The sequence below is a fragment of the Alphaproteobacteria bacterium genome (assembly GCA_040220875.1).
Taxonomy (GTDB): Bacteria; Pseudomonadota; Alphaproteobacteria; order JAVJVX01; family JAVJVX01; genus JAVJVX01.
In genome coordinates this window covers 243,520-260,044 of sequence record JAVJVX010000003.1, presented here as the reverse complement: position 1 = coordinate 260,044, position 16,525 = coordinate 243,520, and the positions used below count along the sequence as shown (strand labels likewise).

Annotated in this window: 17 protein-coding genes and 1 tRNA gene; 6 read left to right on the top strand and 12 right to left on the bottom strand. The window is 63.4% G+C overall.

All coding sequences use genetic code 11. The features are described 5' to 3' along the window. Window positions 1–72: 72 nt before the first annotated feature. Window positions 73–933, top strand: coding sequence for an SHOCT domain-containing protein (locus RLQ26_01300; GenBank protein MEQ9087360.1), 861 nt, complete (start codon window positions 73–75; stop codon window positions 931–933). Window positions 934–954: 21 nt separating this feature from the next. On the opposite strand, the gene RLQ26_01295 is transcribed toward RLQ26_01300, so the two are convergent. Together RLQ26_01295 and RLQ26_01290 are read right to left on the bottom strand one after the other, a co-directional pair. Next, window positions 955–1,650 (bottom strand): glutamine amidotransferase, encoded by a 696-nt coding sequence (locus RLQ26_01295; GenBank protein MEQ9087359.1) that lies wholly within the window; start codon window positions 1,648–1,650, stop codon window positions 955–957. Window positions 1,651–1,678: 28 nt separating this feature from the next. Continuing rightward, the gene (locus tag RLQ26_01290; protein MEQ9087358.1) at window positions 1,679–2,371 is read right to left on the bottom strand and encodes a glutathione S-transferase N-terminal domain-containing protein; all 693 of its coding nucleotides are present in this window, start codon (window positions 2,369–2,371) and stop codon (window positions 1,679–1,681) included. Between the two features lie 245 nt (window positions 2,372–2,616). On the opposite strand from RLQ26_01290, the gene RLQ26_01285 reads away from it, so the two are divergent. Both RLQ26_01285 and RLQ26_01280 read left to right on the top strand, forming a co-directional pair. After that, window positions 2,617–3,639 (top strand): DMT family transporter, encoded by a 1,023-nt coding sequence (locus tag RLQ26_01285; GenBank protein MEQ9087357.1) that lies wholly within the window; start codon window positions 2,617–2,619, stop codon window positions 3,637–3,639. A gap of 22 nt (window positions 3,640–3,661) precedes the next feature. Continuing rightward, window positions 3,662–5,047, top strand: coding sequence for a cytochrome P450 (locus RLQ26_01280; protein ID MEQ9087356.1), 1,386 nt, complete (start codon window positions 3,662–3,664; stop codon window positions 5,045–5,047). Between the two features lie 8 nt (window positions 5,048–5,055). Here the strand turns inward: RLQ26_01280 and RLQ26_01275 are convergent, their stop codons facing one another. After that, window positions 5,056–5,496, bottom strand: a complete 441-nt coding sequence (locus RLQ26_01275; GenBank protein ID MEQ9087355.1) for a nuclear transport factor 2 family protein — start codon at window positions 5,494–5,496, stop codon at window positions 5,056–5,058. Between the two features lie 11 nt (window positions 5,497–5,507). Beyond that, window positions 5,508–6,158 carry a peroxiredoxin-like family protein gene (locus tag RLQ26_01270; protein ID MEQ9087354.1) on the bottom strand — a complete coding sequence of 217 codons (651 nt, stop codon included), beginning with the start codon at window positions 6,156–6,158 and terminating at the stop codon, window positions 5,508–5,510. Window positions 6,159–6,253: 95 nt separating this feature from the next. On the opposite strand from RLQ26_01270, the gene RLQ26_01265 reads away from it, so the two are divergent. Further along, window positions 6,254–6,406, top strand: a complete 153-nt coding sequence (locus RLQ26_01265; GenBank protein ID MEQ9087353.1) for a hypothetical protein — start codon at window positions 6,254–6,256, stop codon at window positions 6,404–6,406. On the opposite strand, the gene RLQ26_01260 is transcribed toward RLQ26_01265, so the two are convergent. Beyond that, on the bottom strand, window positions 6,407–7,420 hold the full coding sequence (locus RLQ26_01260) for an alcohol dehydrogenase (protein ID MEQ9087352.1): 1,014 nt from the start codon (window positions 7,418–7,420) through the stop codon (window positions 6,407–6,409). It lies immediately after the preceding gene. Here RLQ26_01260 and RLQ26_01255 point away from each other — a divergent pair. After that, window positions 7,390–8,376: a quinone oxidoreductase gene (locus RLQ26_01255; GenBank protein ID MEQ9087351.1), complete on the top strand. Its 987-nt coding sequence runs from the start codon at window positions 7,390–7,392 to the stop codon at window positions 8,374–8,376. The two genes, RLQ26_01260 and RLQ26_01255, sit on opposite strands and share 31 nt — an antisense overlap. Here RLQ26_01255 and RLQ26_01250 read toward each other — a convergent pair. From RLQ26_01250 to RLQ26_01220, 7 genes are all read right to left on the bottom strand, one after another. Beyond that, on the bottom strand, window positions 8,373–9,077 hold the full coding sequence (locus tag RLQ26_01250) for a dienelactone hydrolase family protein (GenBank protein MEQ9087350.1): 705 nt from the start codon (window positions 9,075–9,077) through the stop codon (window positions 8,373–8,375). The genes RLQ26_01255 and RLQ26_01250 overlap by 4 nt on opposite strands. Before the next feature lie 241 nt (window positions 9,078–9,318). After that, window positions 9,319–10,419 carry an LLM class flavin-dependent oxidoreductase gene (locus RLQ26_01245; GenBank protein ID MEQ9087349.1) on the bottom strand — a complete coding sequence of 367 codons (1,101 nt, stop codon included), beginning with the start codon at window positions 10,417–10,419 and terminating at the stop codon, window positions 9,319–9,321. 206 nt (window positions 10,420–10,625) lie between these two features. Beyond that, on the bottom strand, window positions 10,626–11,594 hold the full coding sequence (locus tag RLQ26_01240; GenBank protein MEQ9087348.1) for a bile acid:sodium symporter family protein: 969 nt from the start codon (window positions 11,592–11,594) through the stop codon (window positions 10,626–10,628). 94 nt (window positions 11,595–11,688) lie between these two features. Continuing rightward, window positions 11,689–12,387, bottom strand: a complete 699-nt coding sequence (locus RLQ26_01235; GenBank protein MEQ9087347.1) for a ChrR family anti-sigma-E factor — start codon at window positions 12,385–12,387, stop codon at window positions 11,689–11,691. Next, window positions 12,384–13,094, bottom strand: a complete 711-nt coding sequence (locus tag RLQ26_01230; protein ID MEQ9087346.1) for a sigma-70 family RNA polymerase sigma factor — start codon at window positions 13,092–13,094, stop codon at window positions 12,384–12,386. The genes RLQ26_01235 and RLQ26_01230 overlap by 4 nt, the downstream gene beginning before the upstream one ends. 342 nt (window positions 13,095–13,436) lie before the next feature. Further along, a tRNA-Leu gene (locus RLQ26_01225) sits at window positions 13,437–13,523 on the bottom strand. Window positions 13,524–13,648: 125 nt separating this feature from the next. Beyond that, complete coding sequence (locus tag RLQ26_01220; protein ID MEQ9087345.1) at window positions 13,649–14,848, bottom strand: hypothetical protein; 1,200 nt, start codon at window positions 14,846–14,848, stop codon at window positions 13,649–13,651. Window positions 14,849–15,245: 397 nt separating this feature from the next. On the opposite strand from RLQ26_01220, the gene RLQ26_01215 reads away from it, so the two are divergent. Continuing rightward, window positions 15,246–16,523, top strand: a complete 1,278-nt coding sequence (locus RLQ26_01215) for a DUF1329 domain-containing protein (GenBank protein MEQ9087344.1) — start codon at window positions 15,246–15,248, stop codon at window positions 16,521–16,523. The last annotated feature ends 2 nt before the right edge of the window (window positions 16,524–16,525 follow it).

Sequence of the window (16,525 nt, the reverse complement as noted above, 5' to 3'; positions counted from 1 at the left end):
TGGAGTGGACGAACCCTGAGCCGGACCGGTGCGGCCTGCCGCGCACCATCGGACCGAAGCCGGGAAAGCCGCTTGGCCCGGAACCTGGCCTTTGGGCTGATCGCCCTGCTGGTACCGGGATTGGCGGGCTGCGGCGTCTTTCACCGAGGCACCGGCCAGCCCGATATCGTCGAAATCGTCTGGGAACAGGGCGAGCAGTATGTCCGGATCGAAAAACAGGACGAGATCGATGACCGCTCCCCCCCACCCAACAGCCATCCTGCCAACTTCCAGTCCATGCAGATCCGTAACGCGCTGAGCCGGGTCTTCTATCAGCCGACCGGCGATTCCATGTCAAAACTCTTCAATCCGCCCGAACTGAACTCGCTCAGCGTTCAGCTCGCCAACGCCCTGCGCGAGGCAGGTTCCGACGAGGATGTGACATTCCTCATCCATACCCGCGCCAAGGGCTGGATCGGTGGATATACCGGCCCGCCCCAGATCACCACCGGCCGTGTCTTCGTGAAGGACCGCGTGATCAACGTGATCTTCGGCGCCGTCCGCGTGTCAACTTCCAGCCAGCGCTTCGGGGAAAAGCAGGAAATCATGCCCGTCGGCTTCCGGCAAAAGGCGCTGGCCTCGAATACGGGACTGACGGCCGAACCCGATAGCGGCGTGTATCGCCCGCGCGGCCTGACGCATCGCAAGGACTGGCTGGTATTCTTCCCCACCGCTTATGAAAGTGGTCCGCTCCAGCCAGATACGTTCCGCGAAACCGCGCCGACAGTCTCGGCCGATGATCAACCAGCCACCGGCGGCGCGCCTGCGCGGCGCGCCCCGGCGCAGATTTCAGCCGAAGAGCGGCTCAAACAGCTCGAACGGCTGCGGCGCGACGGTCTCATTACCGATGAGGAGTATCAGTACAAGCGGGCCCAGATCCTGCAGGGGCTCTAGACCCGGCGCGGGCCGACGCTTTCACGACTCGCCGGGTCGCCCGAACTGACGATCGAGAAAATTCTCGAACCACTTGGACACGCCCGAGTCGAACTGGCGACAGCGCGCCACCTGCTCGGCCCGGGTCTGCGCGCCGGGCCGCGTCAGGCGGTCGCCCGCCGCGCGTGTCCATAGCAGCATCATTTCGCGCGTCACCTCGGGATGGAACTGAATAGCGGTAACGTTATCGCCGTAGCGATAAGCCTGGGTTTCGAAAATCTCACCTGTCGCCAGAAGCTCCGCGCCCGATGGCAGGCCCAGGGAATCGATGTGAAACTGATAGACGTGGAAGTCGGGATCGACGAACCCCGCGCCGGCCGGCCGCACATTGAAATAGCCGACCTCGGCCATACCCTCGGGATGGGGCGCAACCTCGGCCCCCAGCGCCTTCGAGACGAGCTGACCGCCAAGACAGACGCCGAGAAGCGGCGTCCCGGACTCGATGACGGTCGGGATCCAGTCCATTTCGGTTTTCAGAAAAGGCTTGTCGTTATCGTAGACGCTCATAGGGCCACCGAAAATGATGACCCCTTCGTAGTCCTCGAGCGAGGCCGGCAGGGCGTCGCCCTGAGCCGGGCAGCGCGCTTCAAGCAGGTAGCCCCGGCCGGACAGGATTTCGCCCGCCCGGCCGGGCGTGGACCGTCTCGAATGGACGACCGTCAGTATCCGATTGCCCATGATATGCGAACTCGAGCAGCGCGCCGGGTCAGCGTGCCTGGTATTGCGACTTCCCGAACAGCAGCTCCTTTGCCTTGTCGCTCATCGGCCCTTCCTGGCGAGATTCCTTGAGCACCGCGAGGCCGCGCTTGACGGCCGGACGTTTCTCGATACGTGCCAGCCATTTCTTGACGTTCGGAAATTGTCCGATGTCGATTTCCTGACCTTCATGCAGCCGCATCCATGGGAATATCGCCATATCTGCGATCGAGTACTTGTCACAGACGTAATCACGACCCTCGAGCCGCTTATTGACGACCCCGTACAGACGCTTGCCCTCATTAGTGTAGCGGTCGATGGCGTAGGGAATTGTTTCGGGCGCATAGCGTCGGAAGTGGTGCACCTGGCCCAGCATCGGGCCGACACCGCCCATCTGGAACATGAGCCATTGTATGACGTCGTAGCATCCGCGCACGTCCTTGGGCATGAACTTGCCGGTCTTTTCGGCGAGATAGATCAGGATTGCACCTGATTCGAACAGCGAATACGGCTTCCCGTCGGCTGATTCCTGATCGACGATCGCCGGCATCTTGTTATTCGGGCTGATCTTGAGAAATTCGGGATCGAACTGATCGCCTTCGCCGATGTTGATCGGGATCACCCGGTAAGGGAGGCCGGTTTCCTCGAGCATGATATGGACCTTGTGCCCGTTGGGCGTGGGCCACGTGTAAAGATCAATCATGGGTTTCCATTGGATTAGGGGTTGGGGGATCGGCGGCCGGGCAAAGGACGCTTGACCGCGTTTTCTCCCGGCGCACTCGGCCGGGCCCGCTTTCATAGCACAGGCACGCCTGCCCACGCCAACGGGAGCAGGGCAGCCCCGCCGGCCTGACGGGCCCGATCAGCCCCGATACTGACTTTGACGTGGCGGAACCCGGCCTGATAATCTCCGGTCCAGCCGTTTCACCCCAGAAAAAGGATAATGCCATGAGCCGGCCCGATGACACGCCCGCCCCCGGCGGATCGCCAGACCCCATCACGGAAACGCCCGGCGTCGGACGCGTCGATCTCTGGGCCAAGGTCATGCCCGCCAGTTGGGTGCCTGCTGTCATGCTCGGGCTTGCCGCCCTGTGCTACGGGGTGGTGCCCTCGATGAACAAGGTTGTCGGCGAGGCGGGGGTCAATCCGCTCGTCTACGCTTTCTGGTTCTCCTTCCTGGGCGCCACGGTCGCCGGCGCCATCTGCCTGTTCAGCCGGCGGCGGCCGCGTTTTTCCGCCGCACATATCAAGGCATATATCGCGACGGGATTTTTCGGCATTCCCCTGCCATTCATCTTCCTGACGCTGGCCGCCCCCCATCTGCCGGCCAGTGTCGTGGCGCTGCTGCTCGCCCTGGTGCCCGCCTCGACATATGTCATGGCTCTGATTTTCCGCATGGATCGCTTCCGCTGGCTCAGCGTGCTGGGGCTGACGACCGGCCTGGGCGGCGTGCTGTTTCTGGTGATCCCGGAAGGCGCGCTGCCTGAGGGCGACGCACTCGTCTGGATCGCGGTCGCCCTCGTCGCTCCGCTTTCATTTGCGATGTCGAACGTGCTGGCCGTTATCTTCCGGCCACCTGATTCGCCCTCCATCACCCTCGCCTTTGGCCTGCTGCTGGCGTCGGCCTTGGCCATGCTGCCGGCGGCCCTTTTCTTCGGCAGCGGCTACGCACCTCTGCCGCCCGTGACCGACGTGGATTTCGCGGTTCTGACCGTGGGCGGTGTCATGGCACTTTTCATCTTCTTCTTCTTCGAAGTGATCCATCGCGCAGGCCCCGTGTTTTTCTCCCAATTCAATTATTTTACGCTGATCACCGGCATCGCCTGGGCGAGCGTGATTTTTAATGAAGTGCCGAATTTCTGGTTCGTGCTGGCCCTGATCGCCATGCTGGCAGGGTTGGTCATGGTCAACGCCGGGACGCGCGCTTCGCGGAAAGCCGCCGGGTCGGCCGAGGACGCGGCGGAATCCTGACGGGTCCCTGGCGGAGCTGTTCATGGCCCGGTTCGCAGCGTCTTCCTATCCGCCGGCGCGGCCGATTATTCCCAAACCGCGGCGCGAGATCGGGTTTTTCGAATTTCTGCGTCAAAGCCAGGAAAATCCGCTGCGGAACTGGACAGCGGAAGCCTTCGAAGAAGGGGTCATCTATAACCGGCTCTTGTTCACCCGGTTCATTTTGCTGAACGAGCCCGAATGCATCCGGCACGTCCTGACGGACAATGCCGCCAATTATCACAAGAGCGTTATCGGGCTCCGGCTTCTGAAGCGCGGCCTCGGCAACGGCCTGCTGACAAGCGAAGACGACGTCTGGCTTCGCCAGCGGCGGATCATCAATCCCGCTTTCCATCACAGCCGCCTCAAGATCATGGCCGAGATCATGGTGGCGGAGACAGAAGAGACTGCCCGCCTCTGGGACGCGACCGCGGCCCGCGAGGAGGAACGCGACATTCTCGAAGACATGATGAACCTCACGCTTCGGATCATCGTGCGGACGATGTTCTCGAGCGATATTGGCCCGGCCGCGGCAGACGTGCATACGCACCTCTCGCGCATCCAGGAGCTGACCGGCCGGCCTGCCATCAGCGATTTGTTCGGCCTGCCCGACTGGATCCCCCGCCCCCGGGCGCGGCGGGCCGAAGCCTCGCAGCGGGTACTCGACGAGATCGTCGGCCGCCTTATTCGCGCGCGCCGGGACAATCCGGGCGAACAGGGCGACCTGCTGGACATGCTGATGTCGGCCCGCGACGAAAAAACGGGCCAGGGAATGAGCGACCGGCAGATTCGCGACGAGGTGATGACAATTTTCGCGGCCGGACACGAAACCACCGCCAACGCGCTCACCTGGACCATGTATCTCGTCTCCCAGCATCCCGAGGTCGAAGGCAGGCTTCTTGCCGAATGGGACGGGGTTCTGGGTGGCCGGCCACCTCTGTACGATGACGCGCGCAACCTGGCATACACGCGCCAGGTGATCGATGAGGCGCTCAGGCTGTATCCGCCCGCCCATACCTTTGGCCGCCATGCGCTCGGGCCAGACCGGGTTGGATCATATGACATTCCCCGGGGCGCCGAGGTGATGATCGCGCCCTGGGTCCTGCATCGACACAAGAGACTCTGGGAAGCGCCCGAGCGATTCGACCCCGACCGTTTCCGGCCGGAGGCCGTCAGGGCGCGCCACCCGTACGCGTATCTGCCTTTCGGCGGCGGCCCGCGCACCTGCATCGGAAAGAACTTCGCCCTCGTGGAGGCGCAGCTTGCACTCGTGAGCCTGCTTCAGCGTTACCGCGCCCGGCTGGCTCCCGGATTTCCGGTCGAACCTGTCGCGCTGATCACCCTCCGGCCGCGCTGGGGCATGGTCATGCGTCTTACCCGGCGCGCGTGAAAGCGCGCCTAATGGACCATATTCGAGCCCGGGTCGCCTTCCGTGTCCGAGCTCGAATCGTCGTCCATCGCCAGCTCACCCGGCACCATGTTGGCGGGCCCGGCCTGGTGATGCACCATCCGCCAGCGTCCGTCTTGCTTGACGAAGCCATTGCAGGCGACGAGCACGGTGCCGTCCAGAACCTCGTAGCAGATGACAAGCGCTGACTCGCCATATTGCTGAACTTCCGCGTGCCGGCATTCGATCTGGCCCCCGCTGCCATGGCGCAGGATGGCGGACCAGCCGCCCATGACGCGCTCCCGGCCGGTCAGCGCGGCCCAGCCGGGATGAATGCAGGACACGGGCGCGCGCTGCGCCCAGAGCGCATCCATGGCTGCGAGATCGCCTGTCCGGAAAGCGAGATAGAAGGCTTCGTTCGCGAACAGGACGGCGTCGCGTTCCCCGCTCATCCGTCTCCCTTCTAGGCTTTCGCCTGTTTGAGGGCCGCCACGATTTCGTCCGGCTCGAGCCGCGATGTGTAATCGGCGTCCACATGGGACAACAGCACGGCCCCGTCTTCATCAATCACGAAAGTCGCCGCCATCGGCAATTCATAATCGTCGGTCCCGTTGAACGCGGCAAGATCGACCCCCAGCTGCTTGTAGACCGGCTTGAGGTCTTCGCTTAACGAGAATGTCAGCCCGTATTTCCGTGCCACGGTGTTGCCAACGTCGCTCAGCACGGCGAAGGAAAGATTGTTCTTTTCCGTCATGGACAGGGAATGGTCGGGTGTCTGGGGGGATACGGCGACCAGGCTGGCGCCCAGCGCCTCGATTTCAGGCAGTTTCTTTTGCAGCGCGTTAAGTTCCAGATTGCAGAAAGGACACCATTCGCCGCGATAGAACGTCAGGACCATCGGCCCCTTCCCGCGCAACTCCGCTGACGAAACGGTTTTTCCCGTGGCATCGGGAAGATCGAAGTCCGGCGCCTTCGCGCCCGCTGCCGGCGCCTTCTTGTCGAGCCCGGCCGCGCGGATTTCCTCAATGGCCTTTCCCATGATTTCCCGAACCTCCGGGGGGATCTTTTCCGCCATGCCGGCCCTGAATTGATCGAGTTCTTCCTTCAGAGACATTTCCACCTCGCTTTTCCTTCAATGAGTGCCATGTTAAGCCATCCCCGGACGCCGGTGAGTCCAACTCAATCCCGCAACCGGGACGAGGCCCATCAATGCGACGGACCGCTTTGCGACGCGCGATCGACCATCCTTTTTGGCGCCATGCCCGTGTCCTTGCGACTGCGGCCGCAATCGGGCTTGTAATCTACGCCCTTCTGTACGGGCTTCATTTCATTCTGGCCTGGCTGTTTGCCACGATCGGCTGACTAGATTTCGAGAACCACCCGGAAACGTGCCCGGTTATCCATCATGTGCTGGTAGGCGGCAGCGACATCCTTGAGCGGAAACGTCTCGACCATCGGCCGGACCCCTGTAAGCGCGCTGAAGTTGAGCGTATCCTCGGAATCAACGGCCGAGCCGCTGGCCCAGCCGGCAACGGACCGGCTGCCCATGACCATGTGAACGGGGCTGATTTCCATGTTGCCGGCCGACACGCCGAGAATGAGAAGCCGGCCGCGCCGACCCAGCCCGCCCACGGCCGCCGTGAGCGGGGCCACGTCGGGCGCAGTACCCAGGATAACCTCGGCGCCGCCCAGCTTCATCAACGCTTCGGCCATGTCCTCGCGCGACGTATCGATGTAATGATGCGCGCCGAGCGTCCTGGCCAGGTTCTGCTTGTCGGCACTGCCCGAAATGGCAATGACGCGATAGCCCTGCCTGGCCGCGAACTGGATCGCGAGATGACCGAGTCCTCCCACGCCCAGCACGGCGACAGTATCGCCCGGCTGCGCCCCCGCATTGCGCAAGGCGTTGAATACGGTGATGCCCGCACAGCACAGGGGCGCCGCCTCGGCCGCGCTCAACTCCCCCGGGCGATGCGCCAGCGCTTCCTGTCGGACGATGGCGTATTCGGCGTATCCACCATCGACCGAGAGACCCGTGATGTCCTGGTTCTCGCAATGCACGAAATCACCTTTGCGACAGGCGCGGCAGACAAAACAGTGGCCTCCATGCCAGCCGACACCCACCTTGTCGCCGACCTTCCAGCCGGCAACCTCCGGTCCCAGCCTGTCGACGATCCCCGAGATTTCATGGCCGGGAATCCGTGGATAGGTGATCCCCGGGAAGAGCCCGTCCTTGATGATCTGGTCACTGTGGCAGATGCCACATGCCTCAACCCTGATGCGCACCTGGCGAGGCCCCGGCTCCGGCACGTCGCGCTCCACAAGCTCGAAATCCGCTCCCGCCGATGGAACCTGCACCGCACGCATTTTTGCCATTAGGATTGCTCCCGGGTCACTTCCTGTTGCACCTTGTCCGCCCGGCGGGGAAAGCCGGCCCGGGGGAGGCCCTGCTCCGTCAGACGGCGATCGGCATGAATCTGATGGAAGTGGGACTGCGCATGGGCACCTATCCCGGTCCCGCGCTGCCTTTTATCCCCGGCGTCGAATCGACCGGCGTTGTCGAGGCGGTGGGTCCCGGCGTAAGCGTGGTCAAGCCGGGCGACCGGGTCGGCTGCGCCGGACTGCCCGTTGGCAGCTACGCCGAAAAGAGGGTGTTCCCGGCCGACCGGCTGATCCCGCTGCCCGACGATATTCCGGACGAGACGGCGGCAGCGAGCATGGTCGCCGCCATGACCGCCGATTACCTGCTCAAGCGCACCTACAAGGTGGGACCGGGCACGAAGATGCTCATTCACGCGGCCGCCGGCGGTACCGGCCTCATGGTCTGCCAGATCGCGAAGCATCTGGGTGCCGAGGTCATGGGCACGGTGAGCAGCGAGGAAAAGGCCGAAATCGCCCGCCAGAACGGCTGCACGCACCCCATCATCTATACCCGCGAAAATTTCGCCGACCGAGTGCTTGAGATCACAGACGGGCGCGGCGCGGATGTCATCTATGATTCCATCGGCAAGGACACGTTTTACGAGTCAGTCCGCTGTCTTCACCGCTTCGGGACACTCGGGCTGTTCGGCGTGGCAAGCGGATTGCCCGAACCGCTTCAGCTCATGACTCTCGATCTTCTGACGGAACAGAAATTCACCCGGCCCAGCTTTTATGCACAGGTCGCCGAGCGCGAAGATTTGCTGGCGATTGCCGAGAACGTTTTTGGCTACCTGCGCGACGGTGTCCTCAAGGTCAGGGTCGATCGCAGCATGGCGCTCAGGGATGCGGCCGAAGGGCACCGCGCCGTGGAATCACGCCAGACCGTGGGATCGCTTGTTTTTGTTCCCTAAGGCCTGACGCCAAAGATCCGGGCGAGGAAATCGCCGCCGCGCTCCAGGCCCTCATTATCGATGCTGTGCGGCAGGCCGGGCCGAACCACGGTCTCCACCGCGACGCCCGCCGGGATGAGCTTTTTGGCCGCCTCGTCCAGATGCGCAATGGGGATGACCGGATCGGCCGCGCCGTGCACCAGCAGCATGGGCGGCTTGGCGGCGACGGTCGAGAAGTCGCCATCCGGGTCCGGCAGGCGCCCGGAATAGCCGACGATTCCGGCGATTTCGGGCGTGCGGGTCAGTGCCAGATGGAAGGACATGATCGTGCCCTGCGAAAACCCGATCAGCGCCAGATCGCGGTTGGCCAGGCCGTGCGACGCCAGCATTTCATCGAGAAAAGATTCGATGATCGGTGCCGCCGCCACCACCCGGGCGGGGCGGTTCTCGCGGGTAATGCCGCTGATGCTGAACCACTGATAAGCATCCGGCATAGGCTCGATATCGAACGGAAACGGTCCGTTCGGGGCGATAAAGGCCGCGTCCGGCAGGCGCGCCCGCCAGGCATCGGCCAGTGGAATCAGGTTCTCACCATTGCTGCCGACACCATGTAACAGCACGACAAGCTGGCGCGCCGGTCCGCCCGAGGCGGGCGCCCGCGACGGGCCGGTCAGTTTCGGTAATGTCCTGGCATCAAACGGTGTCGGTGTTTCGGACGGCACGAGTTCCTCCCCCGGGTCTTATGCACGCTTCTGCCTGTCTTGGGCGCCATCCTACCCACGGCCCGCCCGTGGAGGCAAAAAAGAAAGGCCTGGCCCGCTCCCGAAGGAGCAGGCCAGGCTTGGAGAGGAAGCCTGCGGGACGACATGTCCGGGCCGCCCGCAGACCTGGAGGAACCGCCCGGAAATTCCGGGCTGTTTTGGGGCCCACCTGGGGGAAAGGCCCCAAACCCTCGCGGCCGCCCTATTCGGCCGCTTTTTTCTTCTCGGCAATGGCCCGACGCAGAGCCGGCGCCACCTTGCGAGCGAAAAGCTCCTGATTCTTGATCGTCTTGTTCAGTTCCATGCCACCATAATTGCTGATGATGATCAGCTCGTCATACTGGATCGTGTCATACAACTTGAGGAACTGCTGCGTTACCTTCTCGGGTGTACCGACGAAGACGATTTCCATATCAACGAGATCCTGGAACGACAGGTCGCGCAACTTGAGAAAGTCGTCCACCGCATAGAAATGGAAGCCGCCGGCCCGGAGTCGCTCGCGCTTCTCCTCGGGGCGGTCCATTTCGAAAAGCGGCGAGGTATTGTATTCGATAAAGCGCATGGCGGCGGTTTCCGCCTCGCGCATCGCCACCTTCTCGTCCTCATCGAGATAAATCGCCTTCACATAGCCGACATTGGGCGTATTGCCGGCCGACTTGCAGGAATCGACATAGACGTTGTAGGGCTCGACGAAAAGGCTCGTCGGGGCCGGACCACCGATCACGATATTCCAGCCGCGCTGACCCGCCTGGGTGAACGACTTGGAGCTCGTCCCCACCTGATAGATCGGCGGATGTGGTTTCTGGATCGGCTTGGGCACGATTTCGAGGTTTTCGCAGGTGTAATACTGGCCGTGGAAATCGAAGCGCTCCTTCGTCCAGCCGTTGATCAGGATTTCAATCGCTTCGTTGAACCGGCCGAGACTCTCCTCGAACGGGATATTGGCGGGTTCCTGCAACCAGCCATGGCCACGCCCGATACCGCAATCGATCCGCCCGTTGGTCAGAATATCCGTTTCAGCGATCTCGCCGGCGAGCACCATCGGATTATGAAGCGGCAGGGTATGGCAAAGAGTGCGGAAGCGGAGATTGCGCGTGCGCTCGGCCAGTTTCACGAACAACGGCATCGGCGCCACGTTAATGGCGAATTTGGGAAACCACGGGTGTTCGAGCGTGTTGAAGCTTGAAAATCCGTGGTCGTCCAGATGCTCGGCCGCGGCAATCACGTCGTTGATGAGCTCGGCGTGATCCTGGCCCGGCGGGCACTGAAACTCGACATACATCCCGAATTTGAGATCAGACATAAGTGGAACTCCCCTCTCGTTGTGGCCGGTATCCCCCGGCTCACATTTTCTTGCCCGCGGGCAGGCGATGGCGATCGAGGACGGACGATAAACCAGCCCGGCGGGTCCGCAATCGGCCAAAGGGTGAAGAGGGGGGTGAATTTTTACCCGTTCTCGACCGGAGGGAGAAGTCCTTCATATTATTTTTATGTAAATAAAACAATATCTTAATGTTCTTCACCCTGGCCCCGGAGAACTTTGGCGCGATTTTGGCCCGGGCGGATGTCTGTCGCCGATCCGCGACGCCAGAAGCCTGCGAGCGCGGCGCCGGACAGGTTGTGCCAGATCGAGAAGATTGCGCCCGGCAGGGCGGCGGCGGCCGGGAAAAACTTGGCCGCCAGTGCCACGGCGAGGCCGGAATTCTGCATCCCCACCTCGATCGCCAGGGTGCGGGCTGTGCGCCGATCGGCGCCGAACAGACGGCTCGCGCCGTAGCCCGCCGCCAGGCCAATGGCGTTGTGGGCGAGAACCGCGAGAAACAGGGTCAGGCCCAGGATTTCGAGCTGGGCCCGGTTGAGGGCGAAAATCACCATCAGGATCAGAACCAGCGCGGCCAGGGAGATCAGCGGAAACACGGCCACAAGCGCGTGGCGATGGCGCCCGGCAACAGTATTGACCACCGTCCCCACCGCCACCGGCAGAAGAATGATGAGAATCATCGTCTCGAGCATCTCCCATGCCGGAACCGTGATCCGATGGCCGGCCAGCAACCATGTCAGGAGCGGCGTCAGGACAATGGCCACGAGGGTGGAGACCGTGGTCAGCGTGATTGAAAGCGCGACATCGCCGCGCGCGAGATATGTGACGATGTTGGAGGCTGTCCCGCCCGGCGCTGCGCCCACCAGAATGAGCCCCACGAGGAGCACGGGATCGAGATTGAGGGCAAGGCCGACGGCCCAGGCCGCCAGCGGCATGACCGAGAACTGAAGCCCAAGGCCCAGGAGAACGAAGCCTGGCCGGCGAACGGCACGCAGGAAATCCCCGGGCGTCAGGGTAAGCCCCATGCCGAGCATGATGAGACCGAGAAGCGGGCCTATCCAGCTCCCCAACCCCTCGAAAGGCCCCGGCCAGCTATAGGCGGCTGCGACCCCCAGCAGCGCCCAAAGCGGAAACAGTTGCACCAGACGATCGATCACCGGTTCGCCCCCCCTCCCCTTAACTACCCCTCCCTGCATCATTTTCGTGCCGGGCACCCCCGCTGTGCCGGCCCGAGAACAGGTTTGGGGAAAACTACAGACGGGCGCCCGGAAGAGCGCGATACAGCAACTCGACGAAGGGATTGCCGAAGCGCAGAGGCGCGTCCAGAACCGTCAGACAAAGGCACTCGCGGTCCGCGCCGGCCTTCGGCGTGTGATGCGTGGTCTCGTCCAGCACGGCGAGATCACCCCTGACGAATTTCTCGGCGCCGTCCTCGATATGACCGTCCAGCACCAGCGTATATTCGGAACCGCGATGGGTGTGAGCCGGCACCATGGCCCCCGGCGCGAGCCGCAACAGGCTGGCGCGCGCCTTTTTGTGCGGGCCCCGGCGCGTGGCGACAATGGGGAGAGTGCGCACCGACCGGCCCAGTCCGCGCCACGGTAAATCCGCAAGAGAACCGTTCAGGTAAGGCCAGACCGGCCGGGGCAGAAGCCGGCGGGTCTCGTCGTCCAGCGTCGCGCCATCGGCGGATGCCCTGCGGCTCTCATCCTCGGACGCCCCGGCGCCTGCCTCGATGGCATCGAGCACGGCAGCGAGCGCGCCGTCGTCCAGCGGAGCGGGCGGCGCCAAGTCCAGAAAAGCCGCCCCAATCTCCTCGAGCCTGGCAAGCTCGCGCCGGCATGTCCCACAGAGCGAGAGATGCGCGGCCAGGACGAGGGCCACGGGTTCGGCGGTCGTGCCGGCCGCGTATTCCATCAGGAGTTCATCAGACGGATGATGAGTGATCATGGCAAATCGTCCGGGTCCATTTGACTCTTCAACCGGACCAGTGCGAGCCGGATGCGCGATTTGACCGTCCCTAGCGGCAGGCCAAGCTCCATCGCGACCGCCTGGTGGGAAAGGTCCTCGAAAAAAGCCTTTTCCAGGACCTCGATCTGTTCGGGCGGAAGGCCGGCCATGGCGGTGCGGATTTTTTCGCGCCGGAGGCCGGCCTCATGACGTTCATCGGCCGGCTGGGCGGCAGGAGAAAGATCTTCAAGATCGTCGGCGCTCGGCATGGGGCGATTTTCGCGGCGCAGACGATCGATACGCTTGTTCCGCGCGATCGTGAACATCCAGGTCGAGACGTTCGCCTTGGACCGGTCATAAGTGCCGGCCTTGCGCCAGACCGTGACCATGCATTCCTGCACGATTTCCTCCGCCACCGCCGGATCACCACCGCCGCGCATGACATAGGCCTTCAAGCGGGGCGCGAAATGCCGGAAAAGGCGCGAAAAGGCGGCGCGATCCTGCTGCCGGGCGACAGTCTCCAGAAGATCGGCCAGCTCTTCAGGCGAGGTGCCGGGGGCCTGCGCGCCACCGGACACTTCCTTTTTCGTGGCGGCACGGGACATTCCGGACCGTGCGCCGATTTTAGAACCGATGGCCATCTTCCTTCGCCACAAACCGTCAAGCGTCGTGACGTCAAACCTATCGATGCAATCGGAAAAAGTCATCGCCTGGCTGCTCCGCCGCCCGGCACCGGCATCCCGGCACCCGAGGAGATCTCGCGAATAGGGGTGACAAATGCGCCGAACGCGTCATTCGGTGGGAAGCCCCGGCGGACGGCTGGTGCGGTTACAGGGCCCGCCTAGGGGGAGGGAGGGGCGGACCCCGTGAAACCGTCCAACCGGGGCCTCGCACCGGTCTCGAACAGGAGGACACGGCGCATTTGTCATGGAAGGATACGGCCGGCCGGCCGGGTCGGATCACCGGGTCGGATCACCGGGCCCGGTCGCCGGGCCGGTGCGGCAAATTCAGCCGATTTGGGGACAAGCCTGCTCGCGAAGCGGGGTTGGTGGTGCCGCGGGAGGGACTCGAACCCTCACGGGCTTTCGCCCACTGGTACCTGAAACCAGCCTGTCTACCAATTTCAGCACCGCGGCAGCGCCACCCCGGGGCCGAGGGCCCGCGAGAGGGGCTGTATACCGGTCCTGTCCCGCGATCACAACAGATAACCGCCGTTTTCCCATCCCGACCGATCCCCTGTCTTCCGGCCGCCGACCCCGCTTCACCGCCGTGCCACGCGGTCCAGAACGACCTCTTCGGCGCTGCGGCGCGGGCTTGGCGCGGCCGGTCGCACAGGGAATCCGGCGCGGAAAAGGAAATGAGCGGTCCGGCCGTTGGGGGTCAGTCTTTCGAGCCGGCGGGTGAATTCCGGGCTCAGGCCAAGGACCATTTCCCGATCCCGCATCTCTAGCGGCTGGTTGAGGGGCTGCATGGCGACGCCCCGCCGGGTTGCAAACAGGTGCAGGCGCTGCCAGAGCCGGCCCACGCGCAGGCTCGTCAACCGGTCGAGAGGGTTTTCGACTGACACAACGCCAAAGGCAGCGGCCGTCGCCACATGCACATCGCGCGTCGCTTCCAGCCACATCTCGTGCATCGTGGCCGCATCCGGCGCCGGCAGCATTTTGGCCAGCGCGGTCAGTGCCGGCGGCAGCGTCAGCGAATCCAGCGTCAGCCCGTCCCGGTGCGCCGCGACTTCGGCACGGTTGGGGCGGATCCAGGCGTCAGTGGCCCGCACCATTTCGGGCACAGCGATAATCGCTTCCGTCGCGTCGACGATGAGCGCCCCCAGTCTCTCGCGCGCGAGTCTGGGCACGAACACGGTCAGCGTGAGGTCGTCATACTTGTCCGCCATGCCGTTCAGCGTCGTGAGTTCCATGCCGGAAAGGGGCACGTCGGGCTGGTAGGGACCACGATTGGTGCGCCGGGCCAGTATGTAGTTGAAGAATCCGGACGTGAATTTCTCGCCCGCACCAAGATCAAGTCGCGCGACCAGTTCAGGGCCACTGGCGCGGGCGATCGCCTCGAGCGGGCCCGGCCTGACATCGAGGTCCACCTTGTAACCCGCGGGCACGGCGGCCAGCACCATGTTCTCGAGGCAACAGCCCAGGCTGACAAACATTTCCCGACGCATCGGGTCGAGCGGCCCCAGATTCCGCGCCGGGTCCGCATAGAGCTCGATCGCGTCCGGGTAGACCCGGAACAGCCACGGCTGGGTGTTGTGAGCGCTGGAAGCAAGGATGCCGGCACGCACCAGCGCCAGCGGTCCGGTTGCCATCTCGGTCGACCAGGCGCGCCACGGCTCGTACGCGACGCCTTCACCGGCGGAAAAGATACCGGTCGTCGTCGCGCGGTAGACCGCGCCGGCGGCGGCCAGAACCGTGAGGACGCCGGCTCCCTGAAGAACCCTTCTGCGAGAAATCATGGTCTCTCCCGGCCGCATCGGAACGGCCACGCCTCATGACGGTTTTTCGCCCCGGTCTTACTATCCGTAAGCTCGCGACCGGTTCTGGCCGGTCTCATTGACGAACGAATCAGCCTTCTTTTTTGGAATCGAGCGGACGGGGAGGGTAATTCAGCCATCGGCGGCCGTCGATGGTCAGCCGGCCGGACGGAGCACGAATTCGTGAGCAGCGGCCACGCTGCGCGAGGCCGATTTGGGCTCCTTGGGGAGCCGGGCGGATTGCGCGACCGACGAGGACTTATTAGTCTGGGCGGCTGGAACACTAGCCGGCAAGTGGCCCGGGCAAGACCCGGCCAAGGTCGTCACATCGGATTGCGAGGCAGGAATGAACGGGAGTTATCGGCGATTCGGAGCGGTCATGGCCGCGTTTTTTTGGACGGTCTCGACCGGACCGGCGGCGCTTGGCGCGCCGGCTGACGGCCCGTGCCCCGAAACAGCGGCCTGCATCGGCGATAAGATCACGGCCCAAAATCTCGACGATATGTTGGGCCGCAATTTTCAGGGGCACAAGCTTTCCGATGTCATGATCGAGCGGGTGGTCTGGCAGATCCGCGAGCATAATCTCGAAGTGACCCTGGGGAAGAGCCACCCTTTCGAGATCGATCCGCATTACGCCGCCCTCAACGAACGCAACCGCACGGCCGTCACCTACGACGCCAAAACACGCCGCCCCGTCGGCTGGATCGGTGGCGTGCCGTTTCCCGACATCGACCCGGCCGATCCGCATGTCGGCTGGAAAGTGGCCTGGAATCAGGCCTACGGGCGGAGCCATGGCGACAGCCTGCACCGGCGGCGATTTGTCTGGATCCTGATCGATGGACAACAGGGAGTCGAACGTGTCCAGCACTGGAACTTCCGGCGCATCTGGATGGCCGGACGCTACGGCGCGTCGAGCGACCACCACCTGCTGGGGGACGGCACGATCCTTTACAAGGAAATATTCTCCGCGATGGCGCCTCAGGACCTGAAGGGGGTGGGCACGTTCAATATTCGTTATAACACCGGCGCGTATGACGATACCTGGGCCTATATCCGCGACCTCCGGCGTGTCCGCCGGCTTTCAGGCGGCAACTGGATGGACCCGCTGGGCAGCACCGATTACCTGAACGACGATTTCGACGTGTTGGGCGCCTTCCCCACCTGGTACGAGGATTTCCGCCTTATCGGCCGCCAGATGCTGGTCATCGATGCGAAATCGACGGGCCACGTGCACTGGGAGGAGAATGCCCAGAGCCTGGACGAGACCTTTCCCACCCTTGAACTGGCCAAGGCGCCATACTGGCATCCCAAGAAAGAATGGGAGCTGCGCGAGACTTTCGTGGTCGAGGCGATCCCGCCAGCGGACCACCCCTATTCGCGGAAAATCGCCTATATCAACCCGGATATCTGGAACGCCAGCCACGGCGAAACCTATGACAAGTCGGGCGAATTCCATAAATGGCTGTATCAGCCGGCCGAGCGCTATACACCCGAAGACAATCCGGACGGGCACGCGTATTGGGCGGCCATGGGGGCGGCCATTGATTACCAGACCAATCATGGGACAATCTACGCGGGCCTGATCGAAATGATCTTCAACGGCCCCCTCACGTCGGAAGATATATCGCTTGGCGTTTTGGAGGCTGAGGGGCAATGATG